The organism is Psychrobacillus sp. NEAU-3TGS, assembly GCF_029955155.1.
Taxonomy (GTDB): domain Bacteria; phylum Bacillota; class Bacilli; order Bacillales_A; family Planococcaceae; genus Psychrobacillus.
Genome location: NZ_JAPNOZ010000001.1, coordinates 1 through 15,842, shown reverse-complemented (window position 1 = coordinate 15,842; position 15,842 = coordinate 1). Strand labels below are relative to the sequence as shown.

Genomic DNA, 15,842 nt, shown 5'->3' with positions numbered 1-15,842 from the left:
ATGAGAAAAGGGTTGGCCTATTTTAAAGAGGTATACGATGAAGTTCCAGGATGGGTGCAGAAAATGCATGATTATAGCCCGGTTGTACTGGATCATTATACGGGCTTACGTGGAGAAATCATGCAAGACGGTGCATTATCTCGCAAAGAAAAGGATGTTCTCTTAGCGAGTATGAACGCAGCTAGATTGTATGCACGTAGCATGGGATATCACACGAAAGGCGCGATCGATTTTGGTTCGACGATACCTGAGTTAGTGGAATACTTTTTAGTTTCCTACCTATATGGAGGAACAGCTGCATTGAAAGTGTCACTTGAGGGACTGGCCTATGCTCTGGAGTTAAAAGGAGTAAAGGTAACAAAACCGCAGGAGAATCCTGATTCACTTGAAGAAATATTTGAGACGATTATTAAGTGGTTAGGTCGTGAGGATACTAGCTTTGTAGTAGATTCCCTTGCAATCATTCAAAGTGGTGACAATGAAAAAATAGAAGAAAAGCTTCTTGGAGAAGGCCATGTGTCTACGCGTATGAAGCATTTGAATATGGTTGGAAATTATATTACACAATTACGTGGAGCGGATGCGATTCCTTGGATAGAAAAAGCAAGAGCAGTAGGTGTAACGGAAGCAGAGCTTGCAGATGTTGGTTATATTTGTGTGTTAACGGCAGGTATTCCAGCATGGTTTGAAATAAGTGATTCATTAAAGTTGGCTACTAAGTAAGGAGAGTTCAATATGTCAAAGGTTATCAGTGATGTTCAGGATGCTTTAGCTTGCGTAGAAAGCGGTCATACAATTTTAGTAGGCGGTTTTGGTTTAGTGGGGGCACCTCTTTCATTAATAGAAGGACTAACAGAAAAAGATGTAACGGATTTAACGATTGTTAGTAATAACTTGGGTGAATCAGGGAAGGGTCTTGGTATTTTACTAAATCAAAATAAGATAAAAAAAGGAATTGGCTCTTATTTTACGAGTAACAGAGATGTCGGCGATAAGTATCAAAAAGGAGAAATCGAGTTAGAATTGCTGCCTCAAGGGACATTAGCCGAATCTTTACGTGCAGGTGGCGCTGGTCTAGGTGGTTACTACACAACAACTGGTGTTGGAACGGATCTCGCAAAGGGAAAAGAAGAACGAGAGATTGATGGAGTGAATTATATTTTCGAAAAGGCTATACGTGCAGATGTTGCACTTATTCGTGCACATAAAGCAGATACGCTTGGCAATCTCGTTTATTACAAAACAGCGCGAAACTTTAACCCGCTAATGGCAACTGCTGCGAAGAAAGTAATTGTGGAAGTGGATGAAATTGTAGAACCTGGGGCGTTAAATCCAGAAGAAATCGTCACACCATTTTTGTATGTCGATACAATCATTCAAGCGCAGCAAGTATTGACGAAGGAAGGGGTTGTGAACAGATGACTACATTGAGTAAAACAGATATGCAGCATTTAATCGCAAAGCGTGTAGCGGCCGAACTCGAAGGACCTTGCGTTGTGAATTTAGGAATTGGTATTCCTACGCTCGTTGCGGAATATATGGATGCAGGGGATATTTATATGCACACGGAAAACGGATTGCTCGGAGTAACAGACGTGGAAGAAGCTGATATCGATCCAAACCTTGTAAATGCAGGAAAGTTACCGGTTGGAGAAGCAATTGGTTCTTCTTTCTTTAATAGCTCTGATTCCTTTGCGATGATTCGCGGGGGTCATGTGGATGTAGCAATTTTAGGTGCACTTCAAGTCGATCAGACAGGTGTTATTGCAAACTGGGCGGTTCCGGGAAAGAATATTATGGGCGTTGGCGGGGCAATGGATTTATTGGTCGGTGCAAAGAAAGTGTTTGTAACGATGAGCCATACATCTAAGGATGGTAGCAGCAAATTGTTAAAAGAGTGTACATATCCAATTACCTCGACAAGAAGCGTTGATATGATTTTTACGGAACTTGCGGTATTTGAAGTAGTGAATAAGCAATTGAAGCTAGTTGAGCTAATGCCAGGTGTCACAATCGAAGAAGTACGAGCAAAAACGGAAGCTGATTTTATACATTAAATCGAAGAGGATTGTTTGTAAATGAAAATACGTTCTTTTGATGTTTATATAGTAGATTTACCAACTATTCGCCCGCACCAATTGGCCATGCATACGATTGTTTCTCAATCGATTGTTGTAGGTCATGTTACAGATGAGGAAGGCCGTGAAGGATGGTCTGAAGTGGCGACTATTGGAGGAGCTTCTTATGGAGAGTCGACACCTGAAGCGATTAAAGCAAATATTGATACGTATATTGCACCACTAGTAATTGGGAAGAATCCAGTTCATTTGACAAGATCATGTATGAAGTTTCGCAGCAAGTAAGAGGCAATAATTTTGCCAAAACGGTTGTAGAAACAGCAATTATCGACTTAGCAGCGCGTAGTAAAGATGTGGCAGCTTTTGAATTATTCGGAGGCCAAATCCATACTTCACTGCCAATTGCTTGGACGCTAGCAAGTGGAGAAACAGCAAAAGATATTGAAGAAGCGAAAGAATTTTTACATCAAAAACGCCACAATATTTTCAAATTGAAAATAGGAAAGGGCGATCCATTTAAAAACGTCGAGCATGTTCGAAAGATTAAACAAGCGGTAGGAGACGAGGCACGAATTACGGTCGACGTCAATCAAGCGTGGGATGAGGATACAGCAAATTATTGTATCGCCGCTTTAGAAGATGGTGGTGTTTCGATGGTGGAACAGCCGCTACCAACGTGGAATTATGAAGGAATGGCAAGATTAACAGCTCGTTTCAAAGTACCGATTATGGCAGATGAAGCCGCAAATAGCATACAGGATGTATTTCAAATTTCCAAGCACCGTGCAGGAAATTGCATTGCTTTGAAGCCTTGTAAAGCAGGGGGGCTAACGCAAACGAAGAAAGTAGCTGGCATAGCGGAAGCAGCAGGAATTGGATTATATGGTGGCACAATGATCGAGTCTAGTTTAGGAACAGCGATTTGTGCGCAACTTTATGCGACAATTCCAGAGATGAAATTCGGAACAGAAATATTCGGTCCTTTATTATTTCAAGATGACCTTACGTTAGAGCCTATTAAGTTTGAAAACTTTGAAGTCATTATACCGAATGGACCCGGTTTCGGAGTAGAAATTGATCACGAAAAAGTAAAACATTTTGCGAGAAGTCTTTAAGGTGGAGAGGATTATATGAAGAATGTTGTAATCGTAGATGCAGTTCGTACGGCAATAGGAAAACTTGGTGGTAGTATTGGCAATGAAACAGTAGATTTCTTAGGATCAAACGTAATAGAGGAATTAATTCGTCGCACAGAATTAGATAAGACTGCCGTAGAAGAAGTGATTTTAGGCCAAGCAAAACAAAGTGCAGATGTATCCAACTTAGCAAGAGTAGCGATGCTTCGAGCTGGGCTTCCTGTAGAAATTCCTGGATATACAATTCATCGTCAATGTGGTTCAGGCGTGCAAGCAGTAAACTCTGCGGCACAACAAATTCAAACAGGACTAAGCGATATTATCATTGCTGGTGGAGCGGAATCAATGAGTACTGCACCGTATTATGTGAACAGTGTACGCTTTGGTACTAAGTCCGGTGACGTCTCCTTGAAAGATCCGAATACCGCAAGTCAACCAGGCTCTCAGCCAAGAGAAACTTATGGCGATTTAAATATGGGAATCACAGCAGAAAATGTTGCAGAGAAATATGGTATTTCCCGAGAAGCACAAGATGAATTTGCATTAAGCAGTCAAGAAAAAACAAAAAACGCGATTGAAAAAGGCTATTTTGAAAAAGAGATAGCACCTTACCCAGTGAAAACACGTAAAGGAATTGTAGAGTTTAAAGTCGATGAGCATCCAAGGGAAACAACCTTAGAGAAATTGGCAACACTTAAACCGGTGTTTAAAGAAGGCGGCACGGTAACTGCAGGTAATGCCAGTGGTCGTAATGACGGAGCGGCAGCATTGCTAGTAATGTCGGAAGAGGAAGCGTTGAAACGCGGATATAAACCAAAAGCACGTATAATTGCCCAAGCTTCTGTAGGATGTGCACCGGAGTTAATGGGGATGGGACCTGTATATGCGATGCAAAAAGCATTGAAGCAAACTAATTTATCGATGGCAGATCTAGATGTAGTAGAGTTGAATGAAGCTTTCGCTGCCCAAGCCGTTGCATGCGTGAATGAGCTAGGACTAGATTACGATAAAGTGAATCCAAATGGTGGAGCCATCGCAATGGGTCATCCAATTGGAGCAACTGGTGCAATATTATTGACGAAGTTAGTGCACGAACTAGAACGTACTGGTAAGAAATATGGTGCGGTGACGCTCTGTATCGCTGGCGGTATGGGCATTGCAACTATTATCGAGAATATGCAAGTTTAATTGGGCTGCTTAGGCAGCTCTTTTATTTTTGGTTAGGAAAATATAGAAGGTTTAGACATGTGGATCACTTTTTCAAGTAGCGTAAGGAACGGCATGTTTTTATTTTAATCGTGATATAGGGAAACTGCGAGCCCTGTAGCGGAAATCCCAGCAGACACTTCATTCAACTCACTACCGCGCAGTTTCCCTATTATGCTCGTTATTAATTTTATCGTTCCCATGAGCTTAATTGGGCAGGCGACAGTCGCTTTAGCGCTTTAGTTCTGAAAGAGAATTGGTTTCCCTTAGCCATTAAATTCTATTAAATTTATACATTCTTATACTGGAATTTTTCGAAAAATGAAGCCATTTTTCAAAACAGATTTTAATTGTTTTGAAAGGTGGCTTCTTTTTATTTAATTAGAATGTTTGTTTTTCGAAGTTTTTGGGCAAGACTGTGACGAATTAAAATGTTTAACAGTTTACTTGCAAAGGAGGAGTTTTATTTTGATGTTTAGAACATTTTTGTTCATTGTGCTTATAACTTTTTCAACGAACACAGTAGCACAAGCAGCGGAACTTATGCCTATGGGCGCAGGTGGAGACAATATGGAAGTTTCCTATAATTTTCCGATAGAAAATGATGTACCATTTCAATATGCTTTAGATCTTGGATTAGTTAATTATCCACCAGTGGATCTGCAAGTAGAGCCTAAAGTATATCAGGTGATGCAAGGTGATAATTTGTTTCGAATTGCACTGAAGCATAATATTCCATTAGAGTCTCTAGTTGAGTGGAATAACTTGGCGGGAAATACAATACATCCTGGTGATGAATTGATTGTGAGCGGGGGTGGCGTGGAAGTGGAAACTGTTCATGAGAAGCCTGATAGGAAGGTGGCGGCTGTATCCACTCCAATTGTGACACCCCCACCAGTTGAAAAAACGGAAGTAGTGGAAGTGAAGGAAGAAAAAGTAGAAGCTGCAGAGGAACAAGTAGTAGATGAAATGACCGTTACAGCTACTGCTTACACTGCATACTGTCCAGGCTGTTCCGGAACGACTGCATATGGAATTGACTTGCGTTCCAATCCAAATCAGAAAGTGATTGCCGTAGACCCGAGAATTATTCCACTTGGGACAAAGGTTTGGGTGGAAGGTTACGGAGAGGCCATTGCCGGTGATACAGGTGGAGCTATTAAAGGTCATAAAATTGATGTATTCATTCCATCTTATGATAGTGCGATGGAATGGGGAGTCAAAAAAGTAAAACTTAAAGTACTCAATTAATAAGTAAAACCTATGCGGTGTGCATAGGTTTTTTTATATGGTAATTGTATTGAGAATATTATAATTATAGTGCATAATGAGAAAATTAATGAGTTAGCGAGGAGATGTGCTTATATGTCTATTAATACGGAAGTTAAAGTGAGATTGAACCAACAACATAAACAACTTGAAAACAGAGGTTGTTTGTTAGTGAAATGTCCAGATAAACCAGGGATTGTATCTATACTATCTACATTTTTACATAATCATGAATCTAATATTATTGAGTCAAGCCAATACTCAAGTGATCCGGAGAATGGAATCTTTTTTATACGGATCGAGTACCATCGTGATAATTTGCAAAAAGAGAAGAAAAGAATGGAATCGGAATTCCGAGATATTGCGGCAGCTCATAATATGGATTATAACTTTTCCTATCGTATTGAGCGAAAACGATCTGCGATATTTGTTTCCAAAGAAATACACTGCTTGATGGAGCTTTTATGGGAATGGCAAAATGGAGATTTAGATACTGATATCGTCGTGGTTATTAGTAATCATGAAGACGCACGTCCTATCGTAGAGTCGTTAGGAATCCCGTTTCATTACATACCGGCAAATAAAGATATTAGGAAACAGGTGGAAGAAGAACAAATACGCTTGATGGACAAGTATGAAGTCGAATTGTTAATCTTGGCGCGGTATATGCAAATTTTAACTCCAGACTTCGTTCGCCACTTTGAGAGCCGAATCATTAATATTCACCATTCCTTTTTGCCAGCATTTATTGGAGCGGGGCCATATGAGCGAGCGTACGAGCGTGGTGTAAAGTTAATCGGTGCGACTTCGCATTATGTAACGAATAATCTTGACGAAGGTCCGATTATCGAGCAGGATGTTGAACGAGTTGATCATCGGGATGATGTCACCAATCTAAAGAAAATTGGACGCCAAATTGAGCGACGGGTACTTGCTAAAGCGGTGAAATGGCATTTAGAGAATCGCATCATTGTACAGGGAAATAAAACGATTGTGTTTCATTAAAAAATAGATCCAGGTTGGGACGTTATTACTCGTTTCAAACCTGGATTTTTTGTCTAAAGAGAAGGAAGATTTGGTTAGTTGGAAAATTCACTAGTTTAGTTGGAATTTTGGTGAATTTAGTTGGAATAATCGTGATGTTAGTTAGAAAAGGATAATTTTACCACGAAAAGCCGATAATCTTTTCATTTTGCTCATCGTTCACCCTCGACACCGTATTCCACGCATATTCCCTCTAAGGCAGAAACTATCCTTAACAAAAGCTCAACAATTTTTACTTAACATTATTAACTCCTCCATACCGGCTTAATGTTTGTTTCGTAACATAAGCCTTGTAAGCAAATTAAAACAAACATAAACAAACGGAGGTTTTCAACTATGTCTTTTAAGCGTATTTGGAAGAAAAGTTTAATTGGTGTATTAGCAGTATCTATTTTGGCGGCTTGTTCAGATAGTTCAGCTAAAACAACAGTTAATGGCAACGATTTATCAGTAGATGAAATTATAGCAAAAGCAAAAGAAGAAGGTACAGTAAACTCGGTAGGTATGCCCGATACTTGGGCGAACTGGGTGGAAACTTGGGAAGAGCTTGGAACGGAGTATAGCTTAAACCATGCAGACACAGATATGTCGAGTGCAGAGGAGCTTGCAAAGTTTGAGGCAGAGAAGGAAGATGCAACGGCTGATATCGGGGATGTTGGTATTGCATTTGGACCGATTGCAAAAGACAAGGGTTTAACATTACCTTATAAAACTTCTTACTGGGATGATATTCCGGAGTGGGCTAAAGATAAAGAAGGTCACTGGGTTGTTGGATATACAGGAACTATGTCGTTTTTAACAGATACAAACAATGTGAAAAACCCACCTAAATCCTGGGATGATATTAAAAACGGTGATTTTAATGTAAGTATTGGTGATGCATTAACTGCAAACCAAGCACAGTTTGCTATTTTAGCAGCGGCGATGGCTTATGGTGGCGACGAGAAAAATTTACAACCAGGAATTGATTTCTTCGCAGAGCTTGCAAAACAAGGTCGTCTACAAGGGGATGCAACAGTTGCGAACTTAGAAAAAGGAGAAATCGATGTAGCAATTATGTGGGATTTCAACTCGTTAGGCTATCGCAACCAAATTGATGAGTCACGCTTTGAAGTAGTAATTCCAGAAGAAGGTTCTGTTATTTCTGGATATGCAACTGTTATTAATAAATACGCAAAAAATCCACATGCTGCAATGTTAACACGTGAGTATATATTATCGGACGCTGGACAAGAGAATCTGGCAAAAGGATATGCTCGACCAATTCGTGAGAACGTAGAACTTTCTGCAGAAGTAGAAGATTTATTATTACCAGAGGAAATGTATGAAAATGCAAAACCAGTTGGCGATCAAAAAGCATGGGAAGAAACAACGAAACAAATTCCACAAATGTACCAAGAACAGGTGTTAATCCATGTCAAATAATCGTGTGGTTCTTGTAGTCATAGACGCACTTAGATACGATACTGCCTGTACACATATGGGCTACATGCAACATTTAGTGGAAAGAGGTGCTGCTGCGCGCTATGAAGTACGCTCAGAAGTACCCTCATTATCACGCCCATTATATGAGACGATTTTAACCGGGACACCTCCAATTATCCATGGAGTCACAAGCAATGCCACGGTACGTTTATCCGATCAAACAAGCTTATTCCATTTAGTACAAGAGAGTGGGAAAACAACCGCTGCTACTGCTTACTACTGGGTAAGTGAACTCTATAATAGCGCTCCTTTTAATCATTTTTCGGATCGTATTCAATTGGATACCAATCATCCGATTGAAAATGGCTTATTCTATTTTGAAGATCATTATCCAGATAGTCATTTATTCGCAGAAGCTGCTTGGTTAATGGATGAAAAGCAACCAGACTTTTTATATATTCACCCAATGAATGTGGATGATGATGGGCATAAGTTTACGGCAGATTCGAAGGAATATCGTAATCGAGTATTAGCAGTAGATGCGATTCTTTCGTTGTTCATCCCTAAATGTTTAGAGCTAGGATACGATGTAGTAGTGACTGCGGATCATGGCATGACGAGTGATGGAAACCACGGTGGTAATACAATAGAAGATCGTCATGTTCCGATGTTTGTATTATCGAAGCAATTAAAGCCAGGTATTAAAGAAGGCATTGTTTCACAGTTACAGGTGGCGCCTTTAGTTTGTCAGTTACTAGAAATAGAGCCTTCAGAAGAAATGGTTCCTCTTCTTCTGAACGGTGTACGTACAAAAAAAGAGGCCTAGTGCCTCTTTTCTATTTAACTTCATTCATCAAAAGTTTGTGAACTACTGATGAATGAAGTTAAAGCCTCCGGCGGATGTCACAGATTTTTTAAAGGAAATTCTCGAGTTAGCTCGAGAAAAACTGGACGCAAAATCGCCGAGTCGAATTTGATAAAGGAAGTAGTGATTTTGTTTTGACTTCTAAAAAGCAATTGTTCGTTTGGATATTGCCGTTTTTAGTCTTAATTTTATTATTTTTCATCGTACCATTGCTATATATGGTCATTTCAAGTTTTAGTAATGGCGATGGCTTTACGCTCGGTCATTATCAAGAGGTATTGACGAGTAGTTATATATTACAAGGTTTTAAAAATAGTATTACTTTGTCTGCAGTTTCTGCCGTTATTGCACTCATTATAACGTTGTTTGCGGTATATGCGATGATGCGATTTTCAGAGCCGGTGCGTGAGCGTATTTTAATGATTTCGAATTTGACTTCGAACTTCTCGGGTATACCACTGGCATTTGCTTTTATTGTTTTGTTAGGGAATAGTGGTTTGTTTACACTGTTATTCGAAAAATGGGGAATCGAGTCGTTAACCTCGTTCTCTTTATATAGCTGGGGTGGATTACTGCTCGTCTATATTTACTTCCAGTTACCACTTTCACTAATGCTTTTATATCCTATCTACTATGGAATTCAGCAGCAATGGAAGGATGCAGCAGCATTACTTGGGGCATCTACATTTCAGTTTTGGCGTAAAATTGGTGTTCCAATTATGCTTCCGGGAATTGTTGGTACGTTTAGTGTGCTTTTTGCGAATGCGATGGGAGCATATGCATCGGCCTACGCTCTGACAGGAAGTAATTATAATTTAGTCGCAATTCGAATTGGAGCATTATTAAGTGGTGATATTTTTGCACAGCCAGAGCTAGCAAGTGCCATTGCGGTGTTACTCGGTGTAACGATGATTATTGCGATGCTATTAAGCGAGTGGAGTATTAAGAAAACAAGGAGGAATTTAAAGTGAAAAAGAAAGGTTTCGCGGATTTATTCTTTGTCTTCCTTCTTTTATATTTATTCCTCCCAATTTTAGCAACGATGTTTTATGCATTTGCAACTAATTGGAACAAAACAGTGTTACCAGAAGGACTTACGTTTAAGTGGATTGCCATGTTATTTCAGGATAGTAGTTTTATCGAGGCATTTGGACGATCCGTATTACTTTCTGGAGGAGCGGTAATGCTTGCTTTGCTTTTCATCGTTCCAGCTATTTTTGTTATCGTGCTTTATTTTCCAAAGTATGAGAAATGGATTCAAGCTGCAGTTGTGATGGTATATGCATTTCCAGGGGTAATACTAGCAGTTGGATTGATCCGCGCGTATGCGCATATTGGAGTACCGATGATTGTAGCTGTTTTAGGGGCATATGTAATCAGTATTTTACCTTATATTTATCAAGGAACGCGCAATAGTCTGCGTAACGTGAATGCAAGACAGTTATTGGATGCTGCTGAGCTATTGGGTGCATCGAAAGCTCAGGCTTTTTTAAAAGTATTATTGCCTGCTGTGTATCCAGGACTGTTTGCTGGTGCGTTATTATCATTTTCTGTGTTATTCGGTGAATTTGTTTTGATAAATCTAGTAGTTGGTTCTCGATTTGAAACAGTTCAAATCTACTTGATGAAAAAGCTAAGTACGAGCGGCCATATTGCGAGCAGCGTTGTGTTTGTTTACTTAGTATTGATGGGTATTTTAACGTTTATCATATCCATGTTAACCAAACGATCAAAAGGGGCTGCCAAAGTATGAGTTACGTTGTAATAGAAGGTCTTCATAAAATGTATGGCAATAATGCGGTGTTATCCAATATTGATATGACGATTGAAAAAGGTGAATTTGTTACATTACTCGGTCCGAGTGGGTGCGGAAAAAGTACCATTTTACGTATAGTTGCTGGATTGACAGACGCAACTTCTGGTGCGGTGAAAATTGAAGGAAAAAATATGAACAACATCCAACCGAAAAATCGTGAAGTAGGAATGGTGTTTCAGTCCTATGCATTATTTCCAAATATGACGGTAAAAGAAAACGTCGCATTCGGCCTGAAAATGAAAAAAATGAACGAGAGTGAAATAGAGCAAAAAGCAAAAGAAGCTTTAGCAATAGTACATCTATCTGACAAAGAGCATGCATTTCCACATGAATTATCCGGAGGTCAGCAACAACGAGTAGCACTTGCAAGAGCGCTGATCGTACGACCGAAAGTATTGCTTCTAGATGAACCACTTAGTGCATTAGATGCGCAAATTCGTAAAAAACTGCAAGCAGATCTACGCTCGATTCAGACAGAGCTTGGTATGACGATGGTTTTAGTTACGCATGACCAAGAAGAGGCAATGGCAGTGTCGGATAAAATATTCGTCATGAATAAAGGAAAAATCGCTCAAGAAGGAACTCCAACAGAGATTTATACGAAGCCAGAAAGTGAATTCGTAGCCAATTTCATCGGTCATTATAATGTATTTACACGCAAAGAATTGGAGCAAATGATTGGTAATAAATTACCCGGGGAACGGCAAAAGTTCGCCATTCGTCCAGAAGCGATTCATTTAACGGCAAAAGAAGGAGACTACCGTTTCAAGGGTACTGCAAAAGAAGCTGTGATGAGTGGAAATGTCATTCGTACTGTTTTCCAAGCAGGAGACCGATCTTTTTCTGTGGAGCAATTACATGAAAGACAAGCTTCGTTAGTGCTTGGCAATACCTATGAATGCTATGTGTCACAAGAAGATGTGGTTGCGTTATTATGACCTTTTCCAAATTAGAACGTTTTGAACATATTTTAAGTAAGCTAGAGTTTGAACGAAAAATTGTTGTCTCTGTCATTGCTGAAGAATTGAATGTGGCACCAGAAACGATTCGTCGTGATTTTGATGAGCTAGAGGAACAACATTTGTTAACAAGAGTACATGGTGGTGCTGTGAAGTTCATTAATTTAAGAAAAGAGCCAGAGTATTTACGAAAGATAAATATGCAAAAAGAAGCAAAAAGAGAAATTGCTCGTGTTGCGGCCACCCGGATTAAAGACGGGGATACCATTGCGGTAGACGTTGGAACGACTACTGTACATATTGCGGATTTTCTTATGGAAGTGAATAATGTAACGGTCGTGACAAATTCCATTTCTGCTGCGGTGAGATTCAATATGGCGTTAGAAGAAAAAAGAATGACAGGAAAAGTAATTTTGCTTGGAGGAACAACAAATCCGGAACAATCTTCTGTTTCGGGAGCGATGACATTAGAATGGCTAAATCGTATGAATTTGGATAAAGCATTTTTGTCATGTGGAGGAATTGACGACGGAATCGTGTATGACTACGATTTGGATGAATCGCTTGTTTCTGCAAAAATGCTGGAAAATAGCTACTGCCGCATATTATTGGCGGATGACTCAAAAATCAACCAAAAATCTTTTTATATGATATGCAATCTAAATGATATTTCGGAAGTGATCTGCGAAGAAGTACGTCCGTCTACTTGGACGACTTTTGAAGGAAAATGGACAGTGGCCAATGGGGGTAAGTGTAAATGAAAATAGATTATCACGTACATTTAGAGGAAGGTCCATACTCATTTCGTTGGTTGGATCGAACTTCTCAGGCAATTAATACTTTTCACTTGCCACATGGATTGGATAAAGGCTCAAAGGAATATATAACTTGGCAAATAAATGCGTTGAAAAATAGATTGGATAAAGGCTGTTACAGTGAAGAGTGGTTGGATTATTATTTGATCCAAGCAAAGCAGCTTGGATTAAAGGAAGTTGGCATTGTAGACCATTTATATCGCTTCAAAGAGACAAGGGCTTACTTTGAAAAAAATATGGTACTAGATGAGACCGATTTAGGGGAAAAGCAACGATATTGGCTGGATAGTGTGATGACAGAAACTATGAATGTTTTCGTAGATGCTATCTTGCAAGCAAAAGAGAAATGGCGAAGTGAGGGAGTAGATTTAAAGCTAGGCATTGAAGCGGATTATTTTGTTGGATGTGAAAGGGAACTTGAGGAACTGCTTCACGGATATCCATGGGATTATGTCATTGGTTCTGTTCACTTTGTAGATGGTTGGGGATTCGATAATCCACAAACCGTTCATAAATTTGAAGGTATAGACATGAAAGAACTTTATGAACGATTTTTTACGACAGTGGAAAAAGCAATTCGCTCAGAATTATTTGATTTTGTAGCGCATTTAGATAATTTAAAGGTGTTCAATTTTCAAGTAGATGATATAGACTTTAGGATGAATTGGTATAAACGCATTGCACAAGCACTTGCGGAAACGGGAACTGCTACAGAAGTGAATGCTGGTCTCTATTATCGTTATCCCGTCAAGGAAATGTGCCCCGGACCTGATTTTGTAAAGATTTTAGTAGAACATGGTGTAGAGTTTACTGTGTCTTCCGATTCTCATTATCCAGATGATTTAGGAAAATTTACGGAAATGAATGCAGATATGCTAAAGGATTTAGGTGTACAAAAGCTTGTTGGATTTGATAAGCGGGTAAAGAAATATCATTCATTATAAAGATGACCTCTTCCAGTGAAAGGAAGAGGTCATTTTTTTATAGGTGTATTGGTTTTTTAGCTCGTATATCTCCAAGAAAGAACTTTCCGTATGGAATTATTTTTTGAATCACAATGGATATGAGAATAGGAACGGCCAAACCTAATGTTGTAAATCCTATTAATCCATAGTGGAAATAGTCGTTCATAATAATATCTGTGAAAATATGCAAATACATAATAGCGATCGAATGTTTTTCCACTTTAGCCAACCATTCTAGTGGTAGAATCGTTGTAAGTCTTTGGAAAATACCGAGCATGACAATAATAAAAGCCATTGGGATTACTAAATCGAGTACCAAATGGTCATAGCGTAAAAACTTCATACTCAGATGATAATCGATTATTCCTACATAATCTGTTACAACTGCACCAAGCACAACTAAAAGAGCACCAAGTAACCAGTGAATCTTGATATTCATCCAAATAGATTTGGCATAATAGCCAAGGGAAAAATAGACGATTGCCATTAACACTACATCTAGATTCCATAGCATCGGAATCGTTTGAGCTGCTTCAGCTGGACCTCCACTAATAACATGCATTGCAAAAATACTTTCTAAGTGGGCTACTAAATAGAAGATTACAAGTAGCATGACTTGTTTTATACGACTTAAGTATTTGGTCATCCACATGAATAGCAAGTATGTAAAAAATAATGTTGTTATAAACCAAAAGACTCCGTAGGCGCCGCGTGCAAAACGTCCTGCGATAACTAATTTCCATAAATCTTGCAAGTACCATGATAATTCAAAGTTTCCTAATGCTAGTTCCATGCTATAGCGAACAGCTGTAATGACAAATAGGAAGAATAGATAAGGTACCATTAGCTGCATAAATCTTTTTTTGATCGTTCCTTTAGTATTTTGATCATCTTTTATTTCTTTAAAAAATATGCCACTCAATAAGAAAAAAGCTGGCATGTGAAACCAATAAATATATTTGATGAATGGAAAATTTAGTTCTCCAGGATAATGACCGATTACTACAAGAATCATCAAAAATCCTTTCGTTACATCCACCCATGTTAATCTTTTTTGCGTCATAAAACTTCCTCCAGAGCATTATTCTAAGTTGTATTTAACCTATATTAAGTGAATATAAACCCAGAGTATGTTTCAATTCAATTACATTTTGATTAAATTGTCCTTTTAAGAGAAAAAGAATACTAAAAAAATGGTTAAATATAATAAATGAGAGTTAATTAGGAAAAAATATATAAAAAACTGACTGAAAAGTTAGAGCAAACAGTAGAAATGGAAAGATTAAGAAGTTAAATTGCTTTTTGTTAATACCTAATTAAAATTAGGCGAAACTTTCGAATTAAATAAAGTTCGAATCTTAATAACTACGAAACTTTTTGTGAAAACCTGGCAATTTAATTGGGGAAATTAGCTGATAAAATATTATAAGGAGGATTTGATAATTAAAAAGAGGGTATAATTAAAATAAGTAATTTAGGAAAATGGCGAAAGGAGGGGTTTTTTATGATAGAAAATTTTCAATATGAAAAAGAAATTTTTGGAGGCTTGCCTCATAATATAATCCAATTCAGTTTCTCTTTTCAAGACAACACATTCAAGGGACATTATAAAGATGGAGAAATTAATTGGTTTCATCCAAAACCGGAGCGACTTGTAGAGGATGTGCTTCCTCATGAGATAGAGGAAGCAGTACTGAAGAAAATAGAACAAGAGCTAGGAATTTTTATTATGATGGACAATTTTCAAATTGAAAGAATTTTCGAGGGCTTGCCCCATGAAGTCATTCAATTTAGTTTCAATATGAATGATAGTATATACAAAGGTCACTTTAAAGATGGAGAAATTAGTTGGTTTCATCCAAAACCAGGCGATCTTAAAGAAGAAATTCTTTCTGATGAAGTAGAAGCTGCAGTATTAAAAAAACTAGGTCCATATATTTCGTAAAGACAGCCGATGTGCTGTCTTTATTTTTGATTGGGAAACTATAGAAGATTTAGACAGTGAACAACTATTTCCAAGTAGTATAAGGAACGGCATGATATAGGGAAACTGCGACGTAAAGAGTTGAATTAAGTATCCGTTGGGATTTCCGCTACAGGGTGGACGCTTTCCGCGGGCACGGCTTCAATCTCCTCGGAGCTCTCGCTCCTGCGGGGCTTTCAGCTCGTACTGTTCCCGCCGGAGTCGCCACCCTTTCGCTACAATCCAGTAGAGTTTGCTATTTACTCTGTATAGATGCACTAAATCTAGTACTATGTTGCAA

The 15,842-nt window shown here is 38.6% G+C and carries 17 protein-coding genes; 16 read left to right on the top strand and 1 reads right to left on the bottom strand.

Annotated elements, in window-relative coordinates; all coding sequences use genetic code 11:
* From OR571_RS00085 to OR571_RS00015, 15 genes are all read left to right on the top strand, one after another.
* Positions 1-723 (top strand): carboxymuconolactone decarboxylase family protein, encoded by a 723-nt coding sequence (locus tag OR571_RS00085; RefSeq protein WP_282240867.1) that lies wholly within the window; start codon positions 1-3, stop codon positions 721-723.
* Positions 724-735: 12 nt separating this feature from the next.
* Entirely contained in the window at positions 736-1,422 is a 687-nt protein-coding gene (locus tag OR571_RS00080) for a CoA transferase subunit A (RefSeq protein WP_282240866.1), read from the top strand.
* The gene (locus OR571_RS00075) at positions 1,419-2,057 is read left to right on the top strand and encodes a 3-oxoacid CoA-transferase subunit B (RefSeq protein WP_282240865.1); all 639 of its coding nucleotides are present in this window, start codon (positions 1,419-1,421) and stop codon (positions 2,055-2,057) included. The genes OR571_RS00080 and OR571_RS00075 overlap by 4 nt, the downstream gene beginning before the upstream one ends.
* 21 nt (positions 2,058-2,078) lie before the next feature.
* Entirely contained in the window at positions 2,079-2,363 is a 285-nt protein-coding gene (locus OR571_RS00070) for an enolase-like domain-containing protein (RefSeq protein ID WP_282240864.1), read from the top strand.
* A complete protein-coding gene (locus tag OR571_RS00065; protein WP_282240862.1) occupies positions 2,339-3,193 on the top strand; it encodes a muconate/chloromuconate family cycloisomerase in 855 nt (284 codons plus the stop codon). Before OR571_RS00070 ends, OR571_RS00065 begins: the two co-directional genes overlap by 25 nt.
* A 15-nt stretch (positions 3,194-3,208) precedes the next feature.
* Entirely contained in the window at positions 3,209-4,402 is a 1,194-nt protein-coding gene (locus OR571_RS00060; protein ID WP_282240861.1) for a thiolase family protein, read from the top strand.
* Positions 4,403-4,891: 489 nt separating this feature from the next.
* On the top strand, positions 4,892-5,671 hold the full coding sequence (locus OR571_RS00055; protein ID WP_282240930.1) for a LysM peptidoglycan-binding and 3D domain-containing protein: 780 nt from the start codon (positions 4,892-4,894) through the stop codon (positions 5,669-5,671).
* Between the two features lie 114 nt (positions 5,672-5,785).
* Complete coding sequence (gene purU, locus OR571_RS00050) at positions 5,786-6,694, top strand: formyltetrahydrofolate deformylase (RefSeq protein ID WP_282240860.1); 909 nt, start codon at positions 5,786-5,788, stop codon at positions 6,692-6,694.
* Between the two features lie 375 nt (positions 6,695-7,069).
* The gene (locus OR571_RS00045; protein ID WP_282240859.1) at positions 7,070-8,158 is read left to right on the top strand and encodes an ABC transporter substrate-binding protein; all 1,089 of its coding nucleotides are present in this window, start codon (positions 7,070-7,072) and stop codon (positions 8,156-8,158) included.
* Complete coding sequence (locus OR571_RS00040; protein WP_282240858.1) at positions 8,148-8,984, top strand: alkaline phosphatase family protein; 837 nt, start codon at positions 8,148-8,150, stop codon at positions 8,982-8,984. Before OR571_RS00045 ends, OR571_RS00040 begins: the two co-directional genes overlap by 11 nt.
* A gap of 173 nt (positions 8,985-9,157) precedes the next feature.
* Positions 9,158-9,994, top strand: coding sequence for an ABC transporter permease (locus tag OR571_RS00035; protein WP_282240857.1), 837 nt, complete (start codon positions 9,158-9,160; stop codon positions 9,992-9,994).
* On the top strand, positions 9,991-10,776 hold the full coding sequence (locus OR571_RS00030; RefSeq protein ID WP_282240856.1) for an ABC transporter permease: 786 nt from the start codon (positions 9,991-9,993) through the stop codon (positions 10,774-10,776). The genes OR571_RS00035 and OR571_RS00030 overlap by 4 nt, the downstream gene beginning before the upstream one ends.
* Complete coding sequence (locus OR571_RS00025) at positions 10,773-11,777, top strand: ABC transporter ATP-binding protein (RefSeq protein ID WP_282240855.1); 1,005 nt, start codon at positions 10,773-10,775, stop codon at positions 11,775-11,777. Before OR571_RS00030 ends, OR571_RS00025 begins: the two co-directional genes overlap by 4 nt.
* The gene (locus OR571_RS00020) at positions 11,774-12,559 is read left to right on the top strand and encodes a DeoR/GlpR family DNA-binding transcription regulator (protein ID WP_282240854.1); all 786 of its coding nucleotides are present in this window, start codon (positions 11,774-11,776) and stop codon (positions 12,557-12,559) included. Before OR571_RS00025 ends, OR571_RS00020 begins: the two co-directional genes overlap by 4 nt.
* Positions 12,556-13,557: a histidinol phosphate phosphatase domain-containing protein gene (locus OR571_RS00015; protein ID WP_282240853.1), complete on the top strand. Its 1,002-nt coding sequence runs from the start codon at positions 12,556-12,558 to the stop codon at positions 13,555-13,557. The genes OR571_RS00020 and OR571_RS00015 overlap by 4 nt, the downstream gene beginning before the upstream one ends.
* A 37-nt stretch (positions 13,558-13,594) precedes the next feature.
* Here OR571_RS00015 and OR571_RS00010 read toward each other — a convergent pair whose 3' ends face one another.
* Complete coding sequence (locus tag OR571_RS00010) at positions 13,595-14,641, bottom strand: acyltransferase family protein (protein ID WP_282240852.1); 1,047 nt, start codon at positions 14,639-14,641, stop codon at positions 13,595-13,597.
* A 441-nt stretch (positions 14,642-15,082) separates the two neighbouring features.
* Here OR571_RS00010 and OR571_RS00005 point away from each other — a divergent pair, with 441 nt between their 5' ends.
* Positions 15,083-15,523: a hypothetical protein gene (locus OR571_RS00005; RefSeq protein WP_282240851.1), complete on the top strand. Its 441-nt coding sequence runs from the start codon at positions 15,083-15,085 to the stop codon at positions 15,521-15,523.
* The last annotated feature ends 319 nt before the right edge of the window (positions 15,524-15,842 follow it).